Annotated in this window: 31 protein-coding genes; 26 read left to right on the forward strand and 5 right to left on the reverse strand. The window is 69.0% G+C overall.

Annotated elements, in window-relative coordinates; all coding sequences use genetic code 11:
• Position 1: 1 nt before the first annotated feature.
• The 24 genes from rplP to GH747_RS14130 all read left to right on the forward strand — a co-directional run bounded on the left by rplP (position 2) and on the right by GH747_RS14130 (position 12,235).
• Positions 2–421: a 50S ribosomal protein L16 gene (gene rplP, locus GH747_RS14015; protein ID WP_149770224.1), complete on the forward strand. Its 420-nt coding sequence runs from the start codon at positions 2–4 to the stop codon at positions 419–421.
• The gene (gene rpmC / locus GH747_RS14020; protein ID WP_149770225.1) at positions 421–645 is read left to right on the forward strand and encodes a 50S ribosomal protein L29; all 225 of its coding nucleotides are present in this window, start codon (positions 421–423) and stop codon (positions 643–645) included. Before rplP ends, rpmC begins: the two co-directional genes overlap by 1 nt.
• Positions 642–917 carry a 30S ribosomal protein S17 gene (gene rpsQ / locus GH747_RS14025; RefSeq protein WP_149770226.1) on the forward strand — a complete coding sequence of 92 codons (276 nt, stop codon included), beginning with the start codon at positions 642–644 and terminating at the stop codon, positions 915–917. The genes rpmC and rpsQ overlap by 4 nt, the downstream gene beginning before the upstream one ends.
• Before the next feature lie 66 nt (positions 918–983).
• Complete coding sequence (gene rplN, locus GH747_RS14030) at positions 984–1,352, forward strand: 50S ribosomal protein L14 (protein ID WP_149770227.1); 369 nt, start codon at positions 984–986, stop codon at positions 1,350–1,352.
• Positions 1,352–1,720 carry a 50S ribosomal protein L24 gene (gene rplX / locus GH747_RS14035; protein ID WP_149770228.1) on the forward strand — a complete coding sequence of 123 codons (369 nt, stop codon included), beginning with the start codon at positions 1,352–1,354 and terminating at the stop codon, positions 1,718–1,720. The genes rplN and rplX overlap by 1 nt, the downstream gene beginning before the upstream one ends.
• Positions 1,720–2,289 carry a 50S ribosomal protein L5 gene (gene rplE, locus GH747_RS14040; protein ID WP_149770229.1) on the forward strand — a complete coding sequence of 190 codons (570 nt, stop codon included), beginning with the start codon at positions 1,720–1,722 and terminating at the stop codon, positions 2,287–2,289. The genes rplX and rplE overlap by 1 nt, the downstream gene beginning before the upstream one ends.
• Positions 2,290–2,291: 2 nt before the next feature.
• Positions 2,292–2,477, forward strand: a complete 186-nt coding sequence (locus tag GH747_RS14045) for a type Z 30S ribosomal protein S14 (RefSeq protein WP_139087798.1) — start codon at positions 2,292–2,294, stop codon at positions 2,475–2,477.
• 75 nt (positions 2,478–2,552) lie between these two features.
• Positions 2,553–2,960, forward strand: a complete 408-nt coding sequence (gene rpsH, locus GH747_RS14050) for a 30S ribosomal protein S8 (protein ID WP_149770230.1) — start codon at positions 2,553–2,555, stop codon at positions 2,958–2,960.
• A 16-nt stretch (positions 2,961–2,976) separates the two neighbouring features.
• Positions 2,977–3,519 (forward strand): 50S ribosomal protein L6, encoded by a 543-nt coding sequence (gene rplF / locus GH747_RS14055; RefSeq protein ID WP_149770231.1) that lies wholly within the window; start codon positions 2,977–2,979, stop codon positions 3,517–3,519.
• Positions 3,519–3,902: a 50S ribosomal protein L18 gene (rplR, locus tag GH747_RS14060; protein ID WP_149770232.1), complete on the forward strand. Its 384-nt coding sequence runs from the start codon at positions 3,519–3,521 to the stop codon at positions 3,900–3,902. Before rplF ends, rplR begins: the two co-directional genes overlap by 1 nt.
• 26 nt (positions 3,903–3,928) lie before the next feature.
• A complete protein-coding gene (gene rpsE / locus GH747_RS14065; RefSeq protein ID WP_149770233.1) occupies positions 3,929–4,531 on the forward strand; it encodes a 30S ribosomal protein S5 in 603 nt (200 codons plus the stop codon).
• Complete coding sequence (rpmD, locus tag GH747_RS14070; RefSeq protein ID WP_149770495.1) at positions 4,531–4,713, forward strand: 50S ribosomal protein L30; 183 nt, start codon at positions 4,531–4,533, stop codon at positions 4,711–4,713. The genes rpsE and rpmD overlap by 1 nt, the downstream gene beginning before the upstream one ends.
• Positions 4,714–4,727: 14 nt before the next feature.
• Entirely contained in the window at positions 4,728–5,168 is a 441-nt protein-coding gene (gene rplO, locus GH747_RS14075; protein ID WP_149770234.1) for a 50S ribosomal protein L15, read from the forward strand.
• 131 nt (positions 5,169–5,299) lie between these two features.
• On the forward strand, positions 5,300–6,607 hold the full coding sequence (secY, locus tag GH747_RS14080; protein WP_149770235.1) for a preprotein translocase subunit SecY: 1,308 nt from the start codon (positions 5,300–5,302) through the stop codon (positions 6,605–6,607).
• Positions 6,604–7,173, forward strand: coding sequence for an adenylate kinase (locus GH747_RS14085; RefSeq protein ID WP_267236266.1), 570 nt, complete (start codon positions 6,604–6,606; stop codon positions 7,171–7,173). Before secY ends, GH747_RS14085 begins: the two co-directional genes overlap by 4 nt.
• 37 nt (positions 7,174–7,210) lie before the next feature.
• A complete protein-coding gene (map, locus tag GH747_RS14090; RefSeq protein WP_149770236.1) occupies positions 7,211–8,047 on the forward strand; it encodes a type I methionyl aminopeptidase in 837 nt (278 codons plus the stop codon).
• 114 nt (positions 8,048–8,161) lie between these two features.
• On the forward strand, positions 8,162–8,383 hold the full coding sequence (infA, locus tag GH747_RS14095; protein ID WP_039345467.1) for a translation initiation factor IF-1: 222 nt from the start codon (positions 8,162–8,164) through the stop codon (positions 8,381–8,383).
• Between the two features lie 80 nt (positions 8,384–8,463).
• On the forward strand, positions 8,464–8,577 hold the full coding sequence (gene rpmJ, locus GH747_RS14100) for a 50S ribosomal protein L36 (protein WP_068116313.1): 114 nt from the start codon (positions 8,464–8,466) through the stop codon (positions 8,575–8,577).
• 135 nt (positions 8,578–8,712) lie between these two features.
• Entirely contained in the window at positions 8,713–9,090 is a 378-nt protein-coding gene (gene rpsM, locus GH747_RS14105) for a 30S ribosomal protein S13 (protein ID WP_149770237.1), read from the forward strand.
• Positions 9,090–9,488, forward strand: coding sequence for a 30S ribosomal protein S11 (gene rpsK / locus GH747_RS14110; RefSeq protein ID WP_139087808.1), 399 nt, complete (start codon positions 9,090–9,092; stop codon positions 9,486–9,488). The genes rpsM and rpsK overlap by 1 nt, the downstream gene beginning before the upstream one ends.
• A gap of 27 nt (positions 9,489–9,515) precedes the next feature.
• A complete protein-coding gene (rpsD, locus tag GH747_RS14115; protein ID WP_149770238.1) occupies positions 9,516–10,124 on the forward strand; it encodes a 30S ribosomal protein S4 in 609 nt (202 codons plus the stop codon).
• Positions 10,125–10,237: 113 nt separating this feature from the next.
• On the forward strand, positions 10,238–11,248 hold the full coding sequence (locus GH747_RS14120; RefSeq protein WP_149770239.1) for a DNA-directed RNA polymerase subunit alpha: 1,011 nt from the start codon (positions 10,238–10,240) through the stop codon (positions 11,246–11,248).
• Between the two features lie 48 nt (positions 11,249–11,296).
• Positions 11,297–11,860: a 50S ribosomal protein L17 gene (rplQ, locus tag GH747_RS14125; RefSeq protein WP_149770240.1), complete on the forward strand. Its 564-nt coding sequence runs from the start codon at positions 11,297–11,299 to the stop codon at positions 11,858–11,860.
• Positions 11,861–11,968: 108 nt separating this feature from the next.
• Entirely contained in the window at positions 11,969–12,235 is a 267-nt protein-coding gene (locus GH747_RS14130; RefSeq protein WP_149770241.1) for a GlsB/YeaQ/YmgE family stress response membrane protein, read from the forward strand.
• Positions 12,236–12,327: 92 nt separating this feature from the next.
• Here GH747_RS14130 and GH747_RS14135 read toward each other — a convergent pair whose 3' ends face one another.
• Positions 12,328–13,833, reverse strand: a complete 1,506-nt coding sequence (locus GH747_RS14135; RefSeq protein WP_205602942.1) for a flotillin family protein — start codon at positions 13,831–13,833, stop codon at positions 12,328–12,330.
• 24 nt (positions 13,834–13,857) lie between these two features.
• Entirely contained in the window at positions 13,858–14,361 is a 504-nt protein-coding gene (locus GH747_RS14140) for a hypothetical protein (RefSeq protein ID WP_149770242.1), read from the reverse strand.
• Positions 14,362–14,506: 145 nt separating this feature from the next.
• Between GH747_RS14140 and GH747_RS14145 the strand changes: the two genes are divergently transcribed.
• A complete protein-coding gene (locus GH747_RS14145; protein WP_149770243.1) occupies positions 14,507–16,213 on the forward strand; it encodes an ABC-F family ATP-binding cassette domain-containing protein in 1,707 nt (568 codons plus the stop codon).
• A 13-nt stretch (positions 16,214–16,226) separates the two neighbouring features.
• Here the strand turns inward: GH747_RS14145 and GH747_RS14150 are convergent, their stop codons facing one another.
• From GH747_RS14150 to GH747_RS14160, 3 genes are all read right to left on the reverse strand, one after another.
• A complete protein-coding gene (locus GH747_RS14150) occupies positions 16,227–16,652 on the reverse strand; it encodes a hypothetical protein (RefSeq protein ID WP_149770244.1) in 426 nt (141 codons plus the stop codon).
• A gap of 64 nt (positions 16,653–16,716) precedes the next feature.
• Entirely contained in the window at positions 16,717–19,941 is a 3,225-nt protein-coding gene (locus tag GH747_RS14155) for an acetyl-CoA carboxylase family protein (protein WP_149770245.1), read from the reverse strand.
• Positions 19,938–20,588 carry a TetR/AcrR family transcriptional regulator gene (locus GH747_RS14160; protein WP_149770246.1) on the reverse strand — a complete coding sequence of 217 codons (651 nt, stop codon included), beginning with the start codon at positions 20,586–20,588 and terminating at the stop codon, positions 19,938–19,940. Before GH747_RS14160 ends, GH747_RS14155 begins: the two co-directional genes overlap by 4 nt.
• Positions 20,589–20,674: 86 nt before the next feature.
• Here GH747_RS14160 and GH747_RS14165 point away from each other — a divergent pair, with 86 nt between their 5' ends.
• The gene (locus tag GH747_RS14165) at positions 20,675–21,493 is read left to right on the forward strand and encodes an SDR family oxidoreductase (RefSeq protein WP_149770247.1); all 819 of its coding nucleotides are present in this window, start codon (positions 20,675–20,677) and stop codon (positions 21,491–21,493) included.
• The last annotated feature ends 4 nt before the right edge of the window (positions 21,494–21,497 follow it).

The following is a 21,497-nucleotide window of genomic DNA, read 5'->3' on the forward strand; positions in this document are numbered from 1 at the left end:
CATGCTGATCCCGCGCAGGGTCAAGCACCGCAAGCAGCACCACCCCAAGCGCCGTGGCGCCGCCAAGGGCGGCACGTCGCTGGCGTTCGGTGACTTCGGCATCCAGGCGGTCGAGGGTCACTACGTGACCAACCGGCAGATCGAGTCCGCTCGTATCGCCATGACCCGTCACATCAAGCGTGGCGGCAAGGTGTGGATCAACATCTACCCCGACCGTCCGCTGACCAAGAAGCCTGCCGAGACCCGCATGGGTTCCGGCAAGGGTTCCCCGGAGTGGTGGATCGCCAACGTCAAGGCCGGCCGCGTCATGTTCGAGCTCTCGGGCGTGCCGGAGCCGGTGGCGCGTGAGGCGCTGCGGCGTGCGATCCACAAGCTCCCGATGAAGTGCAAGATCGTGACCCGCGAGGCAGGTGAACTCTGATGGCGAACGCCACGACCGCTGCCGACCTCCGCTCGCTGAGCGCCGAGGATCTGGCCGCCAAGCTCGGCGAGGCCAAGGAAGAGCTGTTCAACCTTCGCTTCCAGGCCGCGACCGGCCAGCTCGAGAACAACGCGCGGCTGCGTACGGTGCGCAAGGACATCGCGCGCATCTACACCGTCGTCCGCGAGCGCGAGCTCGGCATCATCGAAAGTGAAGAGGCATGAGCAACAACACCGCAGCAGGCGAGCGCAACCGCCGCAAGGTGCGCGAGGGCCTCGTCGTCAGCGACAAGATGGACAAGACCGTCGTCGTGAGCGTCGAGGACCACGTCAAGCACGCTCTCTACGGCAAGGTCATGCGCCGTACGAGCAAGCTGAAGGCGCACGACGAGGCCAACGAGGCCGGCATCGGAGACCGCGTGCTTATCGCGGAGACCCGGCCGCTGTCGGCGACCAAGCGTTGGCGTCTCGTCGAGATCCTCGAGAAGGCCAAGTAACCACCACTCGTTCCGCCAGGCTCACGGACACCCCGTGAGAACCAGCGAGACAACAGGAGAGAACCGATGATCCAGCAGGAGTCGCGACTCAAGGTCGCCGACAACACCGGTGCCAAGGAAATCTTGTGCATCCGCGTGCTCGGCGGTTCCGGTCGTCGATACGCAGGGATCGGCGACACCATCGTCGCCACCGTCAAGGACGCGATCCCGGGCGGGAACGTCAAGAAGGGCGACGTCGTCAAGGCGGTCGTCGTCCGCACCGCGAAGGAGCGCCGTCGTCCCGACGGCTCCTACATCCGGTTCGACGAGAACGCCGCAGTCATCCTGAAGAGCGATGGCGAGCCCCGTGGCACGCGCATCTTCGGCCCCGTGGGCCGCGAGCTGCGTGACAAGCGCTTCATGCGCATCATCTCGCTGGCCCCGGAGGTGCTGTGATGACTGTCCAGAAGACCCTGAACATCAAGAAGGGCGACCACGTCCGCGTGCTGTCCGGCAAGGACCGCGGCGTCGAGGGCAAGGTCATCGCCGTGCTCCCCGAGGCCGACCGCGTGATCGTCGAGGGCGTGAACCGCATCAAGCGCCACCAGAAGGCGCTGCAGCCGGGCACGACCAGCTCGATCATCACCAAGGAGGCCCCGATCCACGTCTCGAACGTGGCGCTCCTGGTCGAGGTCGACGGCAAGAAGGTCACCACCCGCATCGGCTTCCGTCGTGACGAGGTCACCAAGAAGCGTGCGGACGGCTCGACCTACAGCGCGCACCGCAGCGTGCGCATCGCAACGCGCACCGGAGAGGAGATCTGATGACCGCCGAGACCACGGAGAAGGTCACGCCGCGCGTCAAGACGCGTTACCGCGAGGAGATCCTCCCGGCCCTGCACGAGGAGTTCTCCTACGAGAACGTCATGCAGGTCCCCGGTATGACCAAGATCGTCGTGAACATGGGCGTCGGTGAGGCGGCCCGTGACTCGAAGCTGATCGAGGGCGCGATCCGCGACCTGACCGCGATCACCGGTCAGAAGCCGCAGGTCACCCGTGCTCGCAAGTCCATCGCGCAGTTCAAGCTGCGTGAGGGCATGCCGATCGGTGCGCACGTTACGCTGCGCGGCGACCGTATGTGGGAGTTCCTCGACCGTCTGCTGACGATCGCCCTCCCGCGTATCCGCGACTTCCGCGGGCTCTCGCCGAAGCAGTTCGACGGGCGCGGCAACTACACGTTCGGTCTCACGGAGCAGGTCATGTTCCACGAGATCGATCAGGACAAGATCGACCGGACCCGTGGCATGGACATCACCATCGTCACCTCGGCGACCAACGACGAGGAGGGGCGCGCGCTCCTCACCAAGCTCGGCTTCCCGTTCAAGGAGAACTGACCATGGCGAAGACCTCGCTCAAGGTGAAGGCCGCGCGCAAGCCGAAGTACGCCGTGCGCGCCTACACCCGCTGCCAGCGCTGTGGCCGTCCGAAGTCCGTCTACCGCAAGTTCGGCCTGTGCCGGATCTGCCTGCGGACGATGGCTCACCGCGGTGAGCTCCCGGGCGTCACGAAGAGCTCCTGGTAATCCCGACTCGACCCTGAACGCCGCAGGTCCGCACCACCGGTGCGGAAACCGTGGCAGGAAAGTGGAAACACACTCATGACGATGACTGATCCGATCGCGGACATGCTGACGCGTGTCCGCAACGGCAACCAGGCGTTCCACGACGAGGTGAGCATGCCTTACAGCAAGCTCAAGGCCGGCGTCGCGGAGATCCTGAAGCAAGAGGGCTACATCACGGGCTTCTCCGTGGCCGAGCCGTCCGAGGGCGTGGTGGGCAAGACGCTCACCGTCACCCTCAAGTACGGCCAGCACCGCGAGCGTGCGATCGCCGGCATCCGGCGCATCAGCAAGCCGGGGCTGCGCGTCTACGCGAAGTCGACCAACCTGCCGAAGGTCCTCGGTGGCCTGGGCGTGGCGATCATCTCCACGAGCCAGGGCCTCCTGACCGACAAGCAGGCCAAGCACAAGGGCGTCGGCGGCGAAGTCCTCGCCTACGTCTGGTGACGGGAGGAGACTAGACATGTCACGTATTGGCAAGCAGCCGGTGACGGTTCCTTCCGGTGTCGACGTTGCGATCGACGGCCAGGTCGTCACCGTGAAGGGCCCCAAGGGCTCCCTCGCGCACACCGTGGCCGCACCGATCACCGCGACGAAGTCCGAGGACGGCACGATCTCGGTCGAGCGTCCGAACGACGAGCGCCAGAACCGTTCGCTCCACGGCCTCACGCGCACCCTGATCAACAACATGATGGTCGGCGTGACGCAGGGCTACGAGAAGAAGCTCGAGCTGGTCGGCGTGGGTTACCGCGTCCTGGCGAAGGGCCCTGCCGCGATCGAGCTCAACCTCGGCTTCAGCCACCCGGTGCCCTTCGAGGCCCCGGAGGGCGTGACCTTCACGGTCGAGTCGCCGACGAAGCTCACCGTGACCGGCATCGACAAGCAGCAGGTCGGTGAGGTCGCGGCCAACATCCGCAAGCTGCGCAAGCCCGAGCCGTACAAGGGCAAGGGCGTGCGTTACGCAGGCGAGCACGTTCGCCGCAAGGCCGGGAAGGCTGGCAAGTAATGGCAATCGCACTCAAGCACCGCAAGCACGAGGCTGCGCGTACCGCAGGCCGTCGTCGCCGCCAGGTGCGCGGTCGCAAGCGGGTCGCAGGGACGCAGGATCGTCCCCGTCTCGTGATCACGCGTTCCAGCCGCCACATCGTCGCTCAGGTCGTCAACGACCTGGAGGGCCGTACGCTCGCGTCGGCCTCGTCGATGGAGGCCGAGCTGCGTTCGCTGGACGGCGACAAGACCGCCAAGGCCCGTCGCGTCGGTGAGCTGATCGCCGACCGCGCGAAGGTCGCCGGGGTCGAGTCCGTCGTGTTCGACCGCGCAGGGAACAAGTACCAGGGGCGCGTCGCCGCCCTGGCCGAGGGCGCCCGCGAGGGCGGCCTGGCCTTCTAGGCCAGACGAGAGAAGAGGACAGTCGAATGAGCGGAGCCCAGCGCCGCAGTGGCGGCGGGGACCGTCGGGGTCGCGGTCGCGACTCGGCGGACAAGACCGCATACATCGAGAAGGTCGTCGGCATCAACCGCGTGGCCAAGGTCGTCAAGGGCGGACGTCGGTTCAGCTTCACGGCCCTCGTCGTCGTCGGTGACGGCGACGGCATGGTCGGTGTCGGTTACGGCAAGGCCAAGGAGGTGCCGACCGCCATCCAGAAGGGTGTCGAGGAGGCGAAGAAGTCCTTCTTCCGCGTGCCGCGTATCCAGGGGACCATCCCGCACCCCGTGCAGGGTGAGAAGGCTGCCGGTGTCGTCATGCTGCGCCCGGCCGCTCCTGGTACCGGTGTCATCGCGGGTGGCCCGGTCCGCGCCGTTCTCGAGGCCGCCGGCATCCACGACGTCCTGAGCAAGTCGCTCGGGTCGTCCAACGCGATCAACATCGTGCACGCCACCATCCAGGCGCTGAAGGAGCTCGAGTCGCCCCAGGACGTGGCCAACCGCCGCGGCCTGCCGGTCGAGCACGTCACGCCTGCCGCGCTGCTCAAGTCGAGCAAGGAGCCGACGCAGGCTCCTGCCCAGGCGGGTGCATGATGGCGAAGCTGCAGGTGACCCAGACGCGCTCGGCCATCGGGCGCAAGCAGAACCAGCGCGAGACCCTGCGCACGCTCGGTCTCAAGCGCATCGGCGACGTCGTCGTCAAGGAGGACCGTCCCGAGATCCGCGGGATGATCGCGACGGTTCCTCACCTCGTCGACGTCAAGACTGTGGACTGAGGGGAGGAACTGACATGACGCTCAAGCTGCACCACCTCCGCCCCGCACCGGGCGCGAAGACCGCCAAGACCCGTGTGGGTCGCGGTGAGGGAAGCAAGGGCAAGACCGCGGGCCGCGGCACCAAGGGCACCAGTGCCCGTTACCAGGTGCCGGTCGGCTTCGAGGGCGGCCAGGTCCCGATCCACATGCGCCTCCCGAAGCTCGGCGGCTTCAAGAGCCCGTTCAAGGTCGAGTACCAGGTCGTCAACCTGACCCGTCTCGAGGAGCTCTTCCCCGAGGGCGGCGCGGTCGACGTGGCCGCGCTCGTCGAGAAGGGTGCTGTCCGCAAGGGCCGCCCGGTCAAGGTGCTCGGCAACGGCGAGATCTCCGTCGCGGTCCAGGTGACCGTCGACAAGTTCTCGGCCTCGGCCAAGAGCAAGATCGAAGCTGCCGGCGGCTCGGTCACCGAGCTCTGAGCCGTACCAGCTCATGAGACATGGCGGTCTCTGACAGCTGCTCTTCGAGCGGCTGTTAGAGTCGCCATGTTTCGCATACCCCCCCATTTCCACGCACGGGACACCGTCGCCGTTGTCCATAGGAGGACCCGGTGCTCAGCGCCTTCGTCAACGCGTTCAAGACGCCTGATCTACGCAAGAAGATCTTGTTCGTCTTGTTCATTCTCGTGCTGTTCCGGATGGGATCCGTTCTCCCCGCGCCCGGTGTCGACGTCGAGAACGTCCGTTTCTGCCTGAACGCCGCCACCACCGGCGAGAACGCCAACAGCGTGTTCAGCCTGCTCAACGTCTTCTCGGGCGGCGCGCTGCTCCAGCTGACCGTCTTCGCGCTCGGCATCATGCCGTACATCACCGCGAGCATCATCCTGCAGCTGCTCACGGTGGTGATCCCGCGGCTGGAGGCCCTCAAGAAGGAGGGCCAGTCCGGCCAGACGAAGATCACGCAGTACACCCGCTACCTGACGCTGGGCCTCGCGGTCCTCCAGGGCGCGGGCATCGTCGCGATGGCGCGCTCGGGTGCCCTGTTCGGCAACCAGTGCGCGCGCGACCTGCTGGTCGACACCGACTCCGTGTCGCTGTTCCTCCTGATCGTCCTCGTGATGGTCGCCGGCACCGCGATCATCATGTGGTTCGGCGAGCTCATCACCGACCGCGGCGTCGGCAACGGCATGTCGCTGCTCATCTTCACCCAGATCATCGCGACCTTCCCCGGCACGATGTGGCTGATCAAGGAGCAGAAGGGCTGGGGCACCTTCGCCATCGTCACCGGCGTCGGCCTCGCAGTCGTCGCGGCCGTCATCTTCATCGAGCAGGCGCAGCGCCGCATCCCGGTGCAGTACGCCCGCCGGATGGTCGGCCGCAAGATGTTCGGCGGCTCCTCGACCTACATCCCGCTGAAGGTCAACCAGGCCGGCGTCATCCCGGTGATCTTCGCCTCGAGCCTCATGTACCTTCCCGCGCTGGCGGCGCAGTTCAACCAGGGCGAGGGTTGGTCCACCTGGGTCACCGAGAACTTCGTGCAAGGTGACCACCCGCTCTACATGGTGACCTTCTTCCTCCTGATCGTGTTCTTCACGTACTTCTACGTGTCGATCACCTTCAACCCCAAGGAGGTCGCCGACAACATGAAGAAGTACGGCGGCTTCATCCCCGGCATCCGTGCCGGTCGCCCGACCGAGCAGTACCTCGGGTACGTGCTGTCACGCATCACCTTCCCGGGATCGCTGTACCTCGGTCTCGTCGCCCTGATCCCGCTGCTCGCGTTCATGCTCATCGACGCCAACCAGAACTTCCCGTTCGGTGGCACCACGCTGCTCATCATGGTGGGCGTCGGCCTCGACACGGTGAAGCAGATCGAGAGCCAGCTGCAGCAGCGCAACTACGAAGGGTTCCTCAAGTGACGCGTCTCTTGTTCATGGGTCCTCCGGGTGCAGGCAAGGGCACCCAGGCGACTCTGCTCGCCGACAAGCTCGGGATCCCCCACATCTCCACGGGGGACATCTTCCGCGCGAACGTCTCCCAGGGCACCGAGCTCGGTGTGCTGGCGAAGAGCTACATGGACAAGGGCGAGTACGTCCCGGACGAGGTCACGAACGAGATGGTCCGCGCACGGCTCGGCGAGGCCGATGCCCGCACCGGGTTCCTGCTGGACGGCTACCCCCGTACGGTCGACCAGGTCCACACCCTGGACGGCATCCTCGAGGAGCTCGGCGAGAAGCTCGACGCGGTCGTGGAGCTCGTCGTCGACCGTGAGGAGCTCATCGCTCGTCTGCTGAAGCGCGCCGAGACCTCCGGCCGTACCGACGACACCGAAGAGGTCATCCGGCACCGCCAGGAGGTCTACGAGCAGACGACGCCGCTGCTGGCGGTGTACGCCGACCGCGGCCTGCTCGTCCAGGTCGACGGCATCGGCGCCGTCGACGACATCCAGGCGCGCATCTTCGACGCGCTCCCGCACGCCGGCTAGGTCGACGGGCACGCAGTCCTATGGGGCAGGTTCGTTAATGGGGTTCTTCGGCAGCGGTCTGGAGATCAAGAAGCCTGACCAGGTCGCGGTGATGCGCCAGGCCGGGCTCATCGTCGGCGAGACCCTCGAGATCCTGCGCGGTTCGGTGCGCGCCGGGATGACGACCGCCGACCTCGACGCCATCGCCGAGGACCACATCCGAAGCCGCGGGGCAGCCCCGAACTTCAAGGGCTACCACGGGTTCCCGGCGACGATCTGCACGTCGGTCAACGACGAGGTGGTCCACGGCATCCCGGGCCCGCGTGTCATCGAGGAGGGCGACCTCGTCTCGATCGACTGCGGCTGCGTCCTCGACGGCTGGCACGGTGACGCGGCGATCACCGTCGCTGTCGGCGAGGTGTCCGAGAGCCGCCGCGAGCTGCTGCGGGTCACGGAGGAGTCGCTGTGGCGGGGGATCGCCGCGGCCCGCCTCGGGGGTCGGGTGAGCGACATCGGCCACGGCGTCGAGTCGTACATCCGCAAGCAGCCCGGCGGTGAACGCTACGGGATCGTCGAGGACTACGTCGGTCACGGCATCGGGTCCGCCATGCACATGCCTCCGAACGTCCCCAACTTCGGCAGCCCCGGGCACGGCCCCAAGCTGGTCAAGGGGCTGGTCCTCGCCGTGGAGCCGATGCTCACCGAGGGCACGATCGAGACCACCACCCTGCCTGACGACTGGACGGTCGTCACCGACGACAAGGGCTGGGCAGCCCACTTCGAGCACACCTTCACGCTCACCGATTCCGGTGCATGGGTGCTCACCGCCGTCGACGGCGGACGCGCCAAGCTGGCCGAGCTCGGGGTGCCCTACGGCGGCCCCGCCGAGGCCTGACCGAGCGGATTTGTCCCGCGGCAGTCCAGCACCGTACTATGGACAGTCGGCCGTGGTCTGCAATTCTGCATGCCTGCGGCCGGTCCGAGAGACGTACGACAGATTGCGGAGGACATGCCGAAGAAGGAAGGCGTCATCGAGCTCGAGGGCTCGGTCATCGAGGCCCTGCCGAACGCGATGTTCCGGGTCGAGCTGACCAACGGCCACAAGGTTCTTGCGCACATCAGCGGCAAGATGCGTCAGCACTACATCCGTATCCTCCCCGAGGATCGTGTGGTGGTGGAGCTGTCCCCGTACGACCTCACCCGAGGTCGGATCGTCTACCGGTACAAGTGACCCGCACCGACGACCGCCCGCAAGGGCTGCCGTCGACGCGTGCCGCCCAACCATCCGTCCGTTCAAGATAAGAGAGCTCGATGAAGGTTCAACCGAGCGTCAAGCCGATCTGCGACAAGTGCAAGGTCATCCGTCGCCATGGCCGAGTCATGGTGATCTGTGAGAACCCGCGCCACAAGCAGCGGCAGGGCTGACCAGCCCGCAACCCACCACGTGACCGCTCACCTCGTCTGCTGACGAGGTGCTTCCCCCGGACCGGAGGCCGGGGCCTGGCTGAGGCAGCCAGGACGCGTCACGTCCACACCTCCGTAGTGGAAGGACACCGCCTGATGGCACGCCTCATCGGTGTAGACCTGCCGCGCGACAAGCGCGTGGTGATCGGTCTCACCTACATCTACGGCATCGGCCGTACCCGCAGCGTGCAGCTGCTCGAGCAGACCGGCATCAGCCCCGACCTGCGCGTCCACGAGCTGAGCGAGGACCAGCTGGTCGCGCTCCGTGACGCGATCGAGGGCCAGTTCCAGGTCGAGGGCGACCTTCGTCGCGAAGTGGCCGCCGACATCCGTCGCAAGATCGAGATCGGCAGCTACCAGGGCCGCCGCCACCGCGCCGGGCTCCCCGTGCGCGGTCAGCGGACCAAGACGAACGCGCGTACCCGCAAGGGCCCCAAGCGCACCGTTGCCGGCGCCAAGAAGAAGGGTAAGTAATGCCTCCGAAGGGCACAGGCGCCAAGAAGGTGCGCCGCAAGGAGAAGAAGAACGTCGCCGCGGGCCAGGCCCACATCAAGAGCACGTTCAACAACACGATCGTCACGATCACCGATCCCACTGGTGCGGTGATCTCGTGGGCCTCTGCCGGCACCGTCGGCTTCAAGGGCTCGCGCAAGTCCACTCCGTACGCCGCGCAGATGGCCGCTGAGGCCGCCGGGCGTCGGGCGATGGAGCACGGGATGAAGAAGATCGACGTCTTCGTGAAGGGCCCGGGTTCGGGCCGCGAGACGGCGATCCGCTCGCTGGGTGCCGTCGGCCTCGAGGTCGGCACCATCCAGGACGTCACCCCCAGCCCCCACAACGGCGTGCGGCCGCCCAAGCGCCGCCGCGTCTGATCGCCCGGATCGGAGAGGAGAACACAGATGGCCCGTTACACCGGACCCCTGACCAAGAAGTCTCGCCGCCTGGGCGTCGACCTCGTCGGTGGTGACGCCGCGTTCGAGCGTCGCCCGTACCCGCCCGGCCAGCACGGCCGCGGTCGTGTCAAGGAGAGCGAGTACCGCTCGCAGCTGCAGGAGAAGCAGAAGGCTCGCTACACCTACGGCATCCTTGAGCGGCAGTTCCGCAAGTACTACGAGGAGGCGCACCGTCGTCCCGGCAAGACCGGTGACAACCTGCTCCAGATCCTCGAGTGCCGTCTCGACAACGTCGTGTACCGCGCCGGCTTCGCGCGCACCCGTCGTCACGCTCGCCAGCTCGTGGTCCACGGCCACTTCATGGTGAACGGCCACAAGGTCGACATCCCGTCGTTCCAGGTCAGCCAGTACGACATCATCGACGTGCGCCCCAAGTCGCTCGAGATGACGCCGTTCATCGTGGCCCGTGAGACGTTCGTCGCCGACTCGGTCCCCGCGTGGCTCACCGCCGTGCCGGAGAAGGGCCGTGTGCTGGTCCACCAGCCGCCGGTGCGCGAGCAGATCGTCGTGCCGATCACCGAGCAGCTGATCGTGGAGTACTACTCCAAGATCTGATCGCCCGGCGACCGATCGCTTGAAGGCTGCCCGGGTCCGACCCGGGCAGCCACCACCACCTCCACAGACCGTGTCCGTCAAATAGCGGGCGACGCGGAAAGGAATCCACAGAAATGCTCATTGCACAGCGGCCCACCCTGTCCGAGGACGTCGTCGACGAGTTCCGTTCGCGGTTCGTCATCGAGCCCCTCGAGCCCGGCTTCGGCTACACCCTCGGCAACTCGCTGCGCCGTACGCTCCTGTCGTCGATCCCGGGTGCTGCAGTCACCTCGATCAAGATCGACGGCGTCCTGCACGAGTTCTCGACGATCCCCGGCGTGACCGAGGACGTCACCGAGATCATCCTGAACCTCAAGAACCTCGTGGTCAGCTCGGAGCACGACGAGCCCGTCGTCATGTACCTGCGCAAGCAGGGCCCCGGCGACGTCACCGCAGCCGACATCGCGCCCCCGGCCGGTGTCGAGGTGCACAACCCGGACCTCAAGATCGCCACCCTGAACGACAAGGGCAAGATCGAGGTGGAGCTGGTGGTCGAGCGCGGACGCGGTTACGTGTCGGCAGTCCAGAACAAGACCGGCGACGAGGAGATCGGGCGCATGCCGGTCGACTCGATCTACAGCCCGGTCCTCAAGGTCACGTACAAGGTCGAGGCGACTCGTGTCGAGCAGCGCACCGACTTCGACAAGCTCATCATCGACGTCGAGACGAAGCGCTCGATCCTGCCGCGCGACGCCATGGCGTCGGCCGGCAAGACGCTGGTCGAGCTGTTCGGTCTCGCACGCGAGCTGAACGTCGAGGCCGAGGGCATCGACATCGGCCCGTCGCCGGTCGACGAGGCGCTCGCCGCCGACCTCGCGCTCCCGGTGGAGGATCTCCACCTCACGGTGCGCTCGTACAACTGCCTCAAGCGCGAGGGCATCCACTCCGTGGGTGAGCTCATCTCGCGCAGCGAGCAGGACCTGCTGGACATCCGCAACTTCGGTTCGAAGTCCATCGACGAGGTCAAGGCGAAGCTCGCCGAGATGGGCCTCGGTCTCAAGGACAGCCCTGCCGGGTTCGACCCGTCCGCGGTGGTCGACAGCTACGACGACGACGAGAGCTTCGCGGAGGACGAGCAGTACTGAGCTCGCGCTCAGCACTGATCTCCGCACAACATCCCAGGAGACACAGCAATGCCTACGCCCACCAAGGGTCCGCGGCTCGGCGGGAGCCCGGCGCACCAGCGCCTCATCCTCGCCAACCTCGCGACCAGCCTGTTCGAGCACGGACGCATCACGACGACCGAGGCCAAGGCCAAGCGCCTTCGCCCGTACGCCGAGTCGCTGATCACCCGTGCGAAGGTCGACACGGTGGCCAACCGCCGCCAGGTCGTCAAGGTGATCCGTGACAAGGAGATCCTGCACGTCCTGTTCACCGAGATCGCGCCGAAGTACACGACGCGTCCCGGTGGCTACACGCGCATCACCAAGATCGGTCCGCGCAAGGGCGACAACGCCCCCATGGCCGTGATCGAGCTCGTCGAGGAGAAGGACTTCTCCGTCACGACGAAGACGCCGAAGAAGAAGGCTGCCAAGACCGAGGCCGCTCCGGTGGCCGAGAGCGCCGACGAGGTCAAGGACCAGATCGCCGCTGCGGACGAGGCCGAGACCGAGACGACGACCGACGAGGCCGTTGTCGAGGCGCCGGCCGACGAGGCCGCCGCCGAGACGACCGAGGGTGACGCCGACAAGGCGTGACGAACCCCGGCCGCAGGTCGACAAGCAGAGAGCCGGTCCCGGATCATCCGGGGCCGGCTCTCTGCATGTCCTGGGCACACCCGGGCCGAGAGGCTCTATGCTTCACCCGTGCTCATCATCGCGATCATCCTGTTCGGCATGCTCATCGGCGCCGGTGCCCAGCTCATCCTCGGAGGCGGCTCGAGCGGCATCGACTGGCCGATGGCCTTCGTCGCCGGTCTCGTCGGCTCGTTCGTCGGAGGGCTGCTCATCAGCCTCCTGTCCGGCGACGGTCTCGAGCTGCGCGCGAGCGGCATCATCGGCTCGCTGGTCGGCGCGCTCCTTGTGACGCTCGCCTGGCAGTGGCTGCGCGGCCGGCAGAGCACGAAGGCCTGACCCGAAGACCCGCCCCCTCGGCAGAGCACGAGGCGGTCGCCATGTCACGTCCGTGACTGTGGCGACCGCCTCGTGGTCGTTCGCGGGGCAGGTCAGCTGGCGCTGCCGTTGGGCCCGGTCGTGACGCCCATCCCGTTGGCTGCCTTCTCGACGGACCGGTGCAGCAGAGCCTCGAGATCGAGGCCGGTCGAGGTCTTGAGCATCTGCAGCGTCTGGACGACGTTGTCGTTGACCTGCTTCGGGAGAGCACCCGCTCCCTCGGTCGAGATCACGGTCAACTGGTCGATCGCCGCGATCGGTGCGGCGACCTCCTTGGCGATCTGCGGGAGGACCTCGATGAGCATCTGCAGCACGGCGGCATCGTTGTAGCTCGCGAACGCAGCGGCTCGCTTGTCCATGGCCTCGGCCTCGGCGTGGCCGACGGCCAGCGTCGCTGCTGCCTCTGCCTCGCCCTCGGCGCGGGTCGCCTCGGCCTCAGCGACTCGGCGCGCCTTCTCGGCCTCGCCTCGTCGCGCACCCTCGATGGCCTCGGCCTCGGCGAGCGCGGCCCGTCGTGACTTCTCGGCCTCACCGGTGAGACGGGCCTCCTCCGCCTTCGCCTCGGCGGCAGCGATGGTGGACGCCTTGCGTGCCTCGGCGGCAGCGATCTCCGCCGTACGGCGTGCCTCGGCCTCCTGCTCGACGCGGTAGCGGTCGGCGTCGGCGGGCTTGCGGATCTTGGTCTCCAGCTCGCGCTCGGTGAGCGCGGCCTGACGGACGGCGACCTTCTCCTGCTCGAGCAGGATCGCCTGGTCTCGGTCGGCCTGTGCGAGCGGTCCCGCCGAGGTCGCGTTCGCGTGCGCGGCGTCGGTCTCGGCCTTGATCTCGGACTGCTTGAGTGCGAGGGCTCGCTGCGCGATGGCGATCTCCTCCTCCGCCTTCAGGCGTGCCTGCTCGGCGGCCTGGCGGGCGGCGGCCTCGGCGATGGCGGCGGTCTGCTGGATGCGCGCTGCCTCCGGTCGGCCGAGATCGGCCAGGTAGCTGCCGTCGTCGGTGACGTCCTGGATCTGGAACGTGTCGAGGATGAGGCCCTGACCGGTGAGGGAGTTCTCGGACTCGTCGGCCACCCGCTGCGCGAACGCCGCGCGGTCGCGGATGATCTGCTCGACGGTCAGACCGCCGACGATCGAGCGCAGGGCGCCGGCGAGCACCTCCTGCGTGAAGGGCTCGACGTCCTGCTGCTGCGACAGGAACCGCTGCGCGGCCAGACGGATCTGGTCGGCGTTGCCGCCGACCTTCACGATGGCGACGCCCTCGACGTTGAGCTTGATGCCCTGGCCGGACACCGCGCCGCGGATCTGCACGGAGATGCGCCGGCTCGACAGGTCCATCGTCGCGAGCTTCTGCACGAACGGGATCACGAAGGTCCCGCCGCCCAGGATGACCTTCTGACCGGAGAGGTCGGTGGTGAGGGCGCCGGTCTCAGGGTTGAGGACGGCCTTGCCCTTGCGGCCGGTGACGATGAACGCCTGGTTCGGGCCGGCGACCTTGTAGCGGCTGGTCACCAGGAGGACGAGCAGGAAGACGACGGCGACGATGCCGAGGATCGGGATCAGCACGGGGGATGCCTTTCGGGTGGGTGATCAGGGGAGCGAGTCCCACACGGGTGCCACGGCGACCGCGGTGGGGGAGAGGACCCGGGTGACGTGGACCTCGGTGCCGGCGCCGATCGCGGTGTCGGCACGGGCGTTGAGCTGGAGGACGTGGCCTCCGACGGTGACGCGGACGATGCCGAAGCCTTCCGCCGGGATCTCGGTGATGACCTGGCCGCTGTAGCCGACGGAGTCACCGGTCGAGGGCGTGCCGTCGCTGCCGCCTCCGCGGACGAGGCGGGTGAGCCACGCGGCGAACCAGCCGACGACGACACCGCACGCGACGCCGACGGGCAGCGAGCCCAGCAGAGGCATGCCGGCGGCGTCGGCGGCGGCCGCCCCGAACCCGAAGGCTGCGACGAAGCCGCCGATCACCGCGCTCGAGAAGGCGTCGCTGCCGAGCACGTCGAGCATGCCGTCGAGCACCTCTCCGACGACGAGCGACACCACGAGCAGGGCGAGGCCGATGCAGCCCAGGATCAGGAAGGCGGTCACGTCATTCACTCCCGTACGTCGGAACCGTCGTCGGCTCCACCGTCGGGCAACCGCTGGCCGGATCGTATCCGGTCGGCGGGGTCGCAGGCACCTGGTTCCGGGGGTAGGACGAAATCGCATTGACGACGGGCGCAGACTGGAGGGCGTGGGTCACGTCGAGCTGTCCGGAGTCCGGTACGACCTTCCCGACGGGAGGGTGCTGCTGGACGACGTCTCGTTCCGCGTCGGGGACGGTGCGGTCGTCGCCCTGGTGGGTGCGAACGGCGCCGGCAAGACCACCCTGCTGAGGATCATCACCGGCGAGATCTCGCCGCACGGCGGGTCGCTGAACAAGAGCGGCGGTCTCGGGATCATGCGCCAGATGGTGACCCGGCATCCCGACGGCTCCCACCTGGAGACCGTCCGCGAGCTGCTGCTCTCGATCGCACCGCCGCGCATCCGTGCCGCGGCCGCGCGTCTCGACGAGGTCGAGCTGCTGCTGATGGAGCAGGACGACGAGCCGACGCAGCTGCGGTACGCGTCGGCGCTCGCGGAGTACGCCGACTCGGGGGCGTACGAGCTCGAGGTCACGTGGGACGCGTGCTGCACGGCTGCGCTCGGGATCGGCTACGAGCGCGCGAAGTGGCGCGACCTGTCGACGATGTCGGGCGGTGAGCAGAAGCGGCTGGTGCTCGAGGGGCTGCTCCGCGGGCCGGACGAGGTCCTCCTCCTGGACGAGCCCGACAACTACCTCGACGTCCCGGGCAAGGAGTGGCTGGAGGGGCAGCTGCGCGCGACCCAGAAGACCGTCCTCTACGTGAGCCACGACCGTGCACTGCTCGCGAACACCGCCACCCGGATCGTCGCGCTGGAGCTCGGCGCGGCGGGCAGCACGGCCTGGACGCACCCGGGCGGCTTCTCGACCTATCACGAGGCCCGCGCAGCGCGGTTCGAGCGGCTCGAGGAGCAGCGACGCCGGTGGGACGAGGAGCACCACAAGCTCCGCGAGCTGATGCTGATGTACAAGAACAAGGCCGCGTACAACTCCGACATGGCGGCGCGCTACCGGGCTGCCCAGACCCGCCTGCGGCGCTTCGAGGACGCCGGGCCGCCCGAGGCCGTCCCGAACGACCAGAACGTGTCGATGCGGCTCACCGGCGGGCGTACGGGAAAGCGCGCGGTGGTCTGTGAAGGCCTCGAGCTGACCGGGCTGATGAAGCCGTTCGACCTCGAGGTCTGGTACGGCGAGCGCGTCGCCGTGCTCGGCTCGAACGGCTCGGGCAAGTCGCACCTCCTGCGGCTGCTCGCGGCCGGCGGCACCCGGCCGGATCTCGAGCACGAGCCGGTCGGGGACCAGGTCGTCGCACCGGTCGCGCACCGAGGGACGGCTCGGTTGGGTGCCCGCGTCCGTCCGGGCTGGTTCGTGCAGACCCACTCGCACCCCGAGCTGGTCGGACGGACGCTGGTGGAGATCCTGCACCGCGGTGACGTCGATGCGCGGGGGATCGGGCGTCGTGGGATGGGGCGTGAGGAGGCGGCGCGCAAGCTCGACCGCTACGGGCTGGCACGCTCCGCCGAGCAGGTGTTCGACTCGTTGTCGGGCGGGCAGCAGGCGCGCTTCCAGATCCTGCTGCTCGAGCTGTCCGGAGCGACGCTGCTGCTGCTCGACGAGCCGACCGACAACCTCGACGTCGAGTCGGCCGAGGCACTCGAGGACGGGTTGGAGGCGTTCGACGGGACGGTGCTCGCCGTCACGCACGACCGCTGGTTCGCACGGACCTTCGACCGGTTCCTGGTGCTCGGCGAGGACGGCACGGTCTACGAGAGCGACGAGCCGGTCTGGGACGAGGGGCGCGTGGCGCGAGAGCGGTGAGGGCTCCCGGGCCTCATGCGGCGAGGTCGTCCGGGGCGAACGCGGTGAGCGTGTCGTCCGTCGCGAGGTGGATCGTCTCGATCGGCACCCGGAGGTAGCGTGCGGTGGAGGCCAGCAGGCGGGCCCACGAGCGGTCGGCCGCGTCCATGCCGCCGTAGCCCGGTCGGCTGAGCAGGAAGGCGATCGACGCGTCGGGCCCGACCTCGGCCAGCCGTGCACCAGTCATCGTGAGCAGCGCAGCCACCTTGTCGGGCTCCGCGGACGGGGGGATGTCGGCGATCTGGGTGATGGGGGAGACCAATCGGCGGTCCGGGTCGACGACGGCGAACCAGAGGGAGCGCCGGGAGAATCCCAGCTCGCCCATCAGGGTCGTCCAGCGGTCGAGCAGGTCCTGCTGGCTGCGGATCGGTGCGTGCAGGTCGGGATCGGCTTCAGTCATGCCCGACATCGTGGCGTGTCCGGGCTCGTTCCCGTCAGCGTTGTCCACAGGCGTGCCGGCGACCTCACCAGGTGTCGATGTAGCCGCGCGGGGCACTCGCCTCGGGGCTGCGGCCGGCGAGGGTCGCGATCAGCCAGCGTCGCGTGTCCGCGGGATCGATGACGTCGTCGAGCTCGAACGTCATCGCGGCGTTGACCGCCTTGCCCGCCTCGTAGTGCTCGGCGACCAGCTGCTGGAACCGCTCCTCACGCGCGACGGGGTCGTCGATCGCGGCCAGCTCGCGGGCGTAGCCCAGCCTCACGGCACCTTCGAGCCCCATCGCGCCGATCTCCCCGGTCGGCCACGCCGCGGTCGCCACCGGCCGGTGGAACCCGCCCCCGGCCATCGCCTGCGCCCCGAGCCCGTACGCCTTCCGGAGCACGATCGTCGTCATGGGGACGCGCAGGTGCGAGCCGATGACGAAGAGCCGGCTGAAGTGGCGTACGGTCGCCGTCTGCTCGGCCTCCGGACCCACCATGAAGCCCGGGGTGTCGCAGAGCGAGATCACGGGCAGGCCGTGGGCGTCGCACAGCTGGAGGAACCGAGCGAGCTTGTCGGCGCCGTCGGCGTCGATCGCGCCGCCGAGGTGCGTCGGGTCGTTGGCGACCAGGCCGTACGGGCGGCCTTCGATGCGGACCAGCGCCGTGACCATGCCCCGCCCGAACGCCGCACGCAGCTCGAGGACGGACCCGGTGTCGGCCAGCGTGCGTACGACCTCGCGGACGTCGTACACACGGAGCCGGTTCTCGCCGACGACGTGACGCAGGAGCCGTTGGTCGGGGGCCGACCAGCCTGTCACGGGGCCCTGGAAGTAGGACAGGTACGCCTGTGCGACGGCGATCGCCTCGGCGTCGTCGTCGACCAGGACGTCGACGACGCCGTTCGGGCCCTGGACGGACATTGGCCCGACCTCCTCCGGCGCGAACCGGCCCAGACCTCCGCCCTCGATCATCGCGGGACCGGCCATCCCGAGGGACGAGTCCCGCGTGGCGATGATGACGTCGCAGCAGCCGAGCAGCGCGGCGTTGCCCGCGAAGCAGCGGCCGTTGAGCACGCCGACCGTCGGGACCGAGCCGCTGAGGGCTCCCATCGCGGCGAAGGTGCCGACGTCGAGCCCGGCGGTGACGACCGCGGACGTGTCGGTGTCGCCCGGGCGACCGCCACCGCCCTCGGCGAAGAGCACGACGGGGACGCGCAGGCGGGCGGCGACCGACAGCATCCGGTCGGTCTTCTTGTGGCTGAAGTAGCCCTGCGTGCCCGCGAGGACGGTGTAGTCGTACGCGAGGACCGCCACTCGGGCGGCGTCCTCGCCGTGGTCCGCGGCGTTGACGGTGGCGAGGCCCGTGACGATCCCGTCGGCCGGGGTGCTCGCGACGAGGTCCTCGAGCGATCGACGGGTGCGTTGCGCGGCCACCGGGAGCGCGCCGTACTCCACGAAGGAGTCGCCGTCGCAGAGTGCGTCGACGTTCTCGCGCGCGGTGCGGTGCCCGCGGCCGTGGCGCTTCTCGACCGCCTGCGAACGTGCCTCGTCGCGGGTCAGCCGGTGGCGCTCGAGGACCTCGGCAAGGTCGGGACGGACGTGGCCGGGGTCGACCTGCGCCGTCCTCGCACGCTCCCCGGCGACGACGTCACCGGGCTCGAGCACGACCAGCACGGTCCCGTCGCCCACCTGGTCGCCGTCGACGACGTGGACCTCACGGACCGTGCCGGAGACCGGAGCGACCACCGGGTGCTCCATCTTCATCGACTCGAGGACGACGAGGGCGGTGCCCTCGGCGACCGCGTCGCCCGGGACGACCGCCACGGCGACGACCGACCCGGCGAAGCCCGCAGCCACCACCGTCGCGGCGCTCTCGGGGTCGGCGCTCTCGGGGTCGGCGTGCTCGCCCGTCGCGAGCTCCGGGTGGCGCGCGAGGAAGGTCGTCGTCGCCGCTCCCGCGACCACCTCAGGGTGCATGAGGATCCGCGCGGCCGACGCGAGGTTGGTCTCGACCCCCTCGAGCACGGTCGCGCGGACGGTGGCCGCGGCGGCCGAGCAGGCCTCCGCGAAGGTCCCCGCCGTGGTCGTCACGAGCTTGGCCAGCAGAGGGTCGAACGTCGCATCGACCTGCAGCCCGGGGCGTACGTGGGTGTCGACGCGCACCGCGGGCGAGTCCGGGGTCTGGAAGGCCGTCACCGTGCCGGTGGTGGCGACGACGGCCCCGTCAGGCAGGGTGCGTTCTGCGTTGACGCGGACCTGGACGGCGTACGAGTCGCCCCGCGGCGGTGCATCGGTCGCGAGACCGACCTCGGCGAGGGTCGCCCCCGCCGCAAGCCGCAGCTGGGTGGCGACGAGGTCGATGCCCGTGACCTCCTCGGTCACGGTGTGCTCGACCTGGACGCGCGGGTTGACCTCGAGGAAGACGAACCGCCGAGGGTCGTCGGCGTCGACCAGCATCTCGACGGTCGCGAGGCCCCGGTACGCGACCGGCTCGACGAGCGCGACAGCGGCGCCGTGGAGCGCCTTGCGCGTGCCGTCGTCGAGCGCGGGGCTCGGAGCGTACTCGATGATCTTCTGATGCCTGCGCTGAAGGCTGCAGTCGCGCTCGCCGAGATGGACGACCCGCCCTGAGCCGTCTCCGACCACCTGCACCTCGATGTGGCGGGCGCGCGGGAGGAGCGCCTCGGCGTAGAGGGTGTCGCTGCCGAAGCTGCGCCGCGCCTCGGAGCGACAGCGGGCGTACGCGTCGGCGAGGGTGCCGGGGTCGGTGACCGCTCGCATGCCGCGACCGCCGCCGCCGGCGGTCGCCTTCAGCATGATGCCGTCAGGGTGCGCGCTGAGGAAGCGGCCGGCGTCGTCGAGCGTGAGGCCGGCCGGCGTCGCCGGAAGGACCGGCACACCGAGGCGTACGGCGTGCTCGCGGGCGCTGGCCTTGTCGCCGAAGAGCCTCAGCGCGTCAGCGTCGGGACCGACGAAGATCACGCCGGCGTCGGCGCAGCGCTCGGCGAGTCGGGCGTCCTCGCTGAGGAATCCGTATCCGGGATGCACGGCCTCGGCGCCGGTGGCGAGCGCGGCCTGGACGACCGCGTCGGGGTCGAGATAGCCCGCGACGCCGTCTCCCGGCAGGGCGTACGCCTGGTCGGCCTCGACGACCGCGACGGTGTCGGCATCGGCACGCACGTGGGCGGCGACGGTCTGCCAGCCCAACGAGGCAGCGGCACGGTGGATGCGGACGGCGATCTCGCCCCGGTTGGCGATGAGGACCTTCATGCGAGGACCCTTTCGGGGATGCCGAGGGCGTTCACCCAGAGGCGAGTCAGCGTGTCGGTGAGGGTGTCCAGGTCGCGGGCCTCGCCGAGGACGTAGGTGTTGTACGCGGTGCGGGAGACCATCATCGAGAGCGCGGTAGCCGCGAGGTCGGCGTCGATGTCGGGGTCCGCCAGCCCGCGCTGCTGGAGGTCGCGGATGCTCCGGGCGTTGCGCTCGGTGAACGCGCGACCGCGCTGCCAGCGAACCTCGGCGAACCGCTCGTCGATCGCGGCGACCTGCTCGAGCAGGCGCATCAGCGCAGCGTTGCGTGCGTACGACTCCAGGTAGGCGCGGTTGCCTGCGGTGATCACGGCGACCGGATCGTCGGAGCCGGTCACCTCGCGCACCTGCGGGTGGAGCATCTCCTCCTTCACCTCCTCGAGGACGGCGGTGAAGATCTCGTCCTTGCTCGCGAAGTAGGTGTAGAAGGAACCCGCCGCGGTGCCTGCCTCCGACGTGATGTCGGCGAGGCGGGCGTCGACGAAGCCGTCGCGCTCGAACACCGTGCGCGCGGCGCTCACCAGGCGTGCGCGCGTGCGCACGCCTCGGGGCGTACGCGGGGGCTCTCGGTGGTCGGCGCGGTCGGTCTCGTCGCTCGACTGCGGCATGCCCGCCTCCTGGATCGTCGACCTGCCACTTGAACTTGAAATCGGTTTCAAGTATACAGAGCACAGACCACGACGGAAGGGGCGCGATGGAGCTCGACGGAAAGGTCGCCGTCGTCACCGGCGGCGGCGGGGGCATCGGCGGCGCACTTGCCCGGCGCTTCGTGGCGGCCGGAGCGCGGGTGCTCGTGACCGACCTCGACGCGGCGATGGCGGAGACGGTCGCGGCCGAGATCGAGGCAGTCAGCCCCGGCAGTGCCGTCGCGCTCGGCGCCGACGCCGCAGACGTCGACGGGATCAGTGCGATCGTCGGTCGGGCCGAGGACGCGTTCGGGCCGGTCGACCTGTACGCCGCCAACGCGGGCGTCGGCGGCGCACCCGGCCTCGGCAGCGAGGCGCAGTGGGACCTCGCGCTCGACGTCAACCTTCGCGCCCACGTCCGTGCGGCCGACGTGCTCGTCCCGCGCTGGCTGGAGCGGGGGAGCGGCTACTTCGTCAGCACCGCCTCGGCGGCCGGCCTGCTGACCCAGGTCGGATCCGCCGCGTACGCGGTGACCAAGCACGCGGCCGTCGGGTTCGCCGAGTGGCTGTCGATGACGTACGGCGACCAGGGCATCGGCGTCAGCTGCCTGTGCCCCATGGGCGTCGAGACAGCGCTGCTGCGCGCCGGGGAGCGCTCCGGCGACCCGCTCGGCGAAGCCGCCACGCGTGCGGTGACGTCCGCGGGCGACGTCCTGACGCCGGAGGCCGTCGCCGACGACGTCGTTCGCGCCGTCACCGCCGGGGAGTTCCTCGTCCTGCCCCACCCGCAGGTGCTCGACATGTACCGCCAGAAGGGCGCTGACTACGACCGCTGGATCCGTGGCATGCGCCGCTACCAGGCGAGCCTGCTCGCCGACCGACCCTGAGCTC

The organism is Mumia xiangluensis, assembly GCF_010994095.1.
GTDB classification, from domain to species: Bacteria; Actinomycetota; Actinomycetes; order Propionibacteriales; family Nocardioidaceae; genus Mumia; species Mumia xiangluensis.

Coding starts and splice junctions, on each gene's coding strand:
- map (WP_149770236.1), top strand. CDS start 7,211: ATGGGGTTCTTCGGCAGCGGTCTGGAGATCAAGAAGCCTGACCAGGTC.
- GH747_RS14150 (WP_149770244.1), bottom strand. CDS start 16,652: ATGACTGAAGCCGATCCCGACCTGCACGCACCGATCCGCAGCCAGCAG.
- rpmD (WP_149770495.1), top strand. CDS start 4,531: ATGGCGAAGCTGCAGGTGACCCAGACGCGCTCGGCCATCGGGCGCAAG.
- rplN (WP_149770227.1), top strand. CDS start 984: ATGATCCAGCAGGAGTCGCGACTCAAGGTCGCCGACAACACCGGTGCC.
- GH747_RS14045 (WP_139087798.1), top strand. CDS start 2,292: ATGGCGAAGACCTCGCTCAAGGTGAAGGCCGCGCGCAAGCCGAAGTAC.
- GH747_RS14160 (WP_149770246.1), bottom strand. CDS start 20,588: ATGCCGCAGTCGAGCGACGAGACCGACCGCGCCGACCACCGAGAGCCC.
- rplF (WP_149770231.1), top strand. CDS start 2,977: ATGTCACGTATTGGCAAGCAGCCGGTGACGGTTCCTTCCGGTGTCGAC.
- rpsD (WP_149770238.1), top strand. CDS start 9,516: ATGGCCCGTTACACCGGACCCCTGACCAAGAAGTCTCGCCGCCTGGGC.
- rplE (WP_149770229.1), top strand. CDS start 1,720: ATGACCGCCGAGACCACGGAGAAGGTCACGCCGCGCGTCAAGACGCGT.
- rpsE (WP_149770233.1), top strand. CDS start 3,929: ATGAGCGGAGCCCAGCGCCGCAGTGGCGGCGGGGACCGTCGGGGTCGC.
- rplX (WP_149770228.1), top strand. CDS start 1,352: ATGACTGTCCAGAAGACCCTGAACATCAAGAAGGGCGACCACGTCCGC.
- rpsQ (WP_149770226.1), top strand. CDS start 642: ATGAGCAACAACACCGCAGCAGGCGAGCGCAACCGCCGCAAGGTGCGC.
- rplP (WP_149770224.1), top strand. CDS start 2: ATGCTGATCCCGCGCAGGGTCAAGCACCGCAAGCAGCACCACCCCAAG.
- GH747_RS14155 (WP_149770245.1), bottom strand. CDS start 19,941: ATGAAGGTCCTCATCGCCAACCGGGGCGAGATCGCCGTCCGCATCCAC.
- rpsK (WP_139087808.1), top strand. CDS start 9,090: ATGCCTCCGAAGGGCACAGGCGCCAAGAAGGTGCGCCGCAAGGAGAAG.
- rplO (WP_149770234.1), top strand. CDS start 4,728: ATGACGCTCAAGCTGCACCACCTCCGCCCCGCACCGGGCGCGAAGACC.
- rplR (WP_149770232.1), top strand. CDS start 3,519: ATGGCAATCGCACTCAAGCACCGCAAGCACGAGGCTGCGCGTACCGCA.
- infA (WP_039345467.1), top strand. CDS start 8,162: ATGCCGAAGAAGGAAGGCGTCATCGAGCTCGAGGGCTCGGTCATCGAG.
- rpsH (WP_149770230.1), top strand. CDS start 2,553: ATGACGATGACTGATCCGATCGCGGACATGCTGACGCGTGTCCGCAAC.
- GH747_RS14120 (WP_149770239.1), top strand. CDS start 10,238: ATGCTCATTGCACAGCGGCCCACCCTGTCCGAGGACGTCGTCGACGAG.
- GH747_RS14165 (WP_149770247.1), top strand. CDS start 20,675: ATGGAGCTCGACGGAAAGGTCGCCGTCGTCACCGGCGGCGGCGGGGGC.
- rpmC (WP_149770225.1), top strand. CDS start 421: ATGGCGAACGCCACGACCGCTGCCGACCTCCGCTCGCTGAGCGCCGAG.
- rpsM (WP_149770237.1), top strand. CDS start 8,713: ATGGCACGCCTCATCGGTGTAGACCTGCCGCGCGACAAGCGCGTGGTG.
- rplQ (WP_149770240.1), top strand. CDS start 11,297: ATGCCTACGCCCACCAAGGGTCCGCGGCTCGGCGGGAGCCCGGCGCAC.
- rpmJ (WP_068116313.1), top strand. CDS start 8,464: ATGAAGGTTCAACCGAGCGTCAAGCCGATCTGCGACAAGTGCAAGGTC.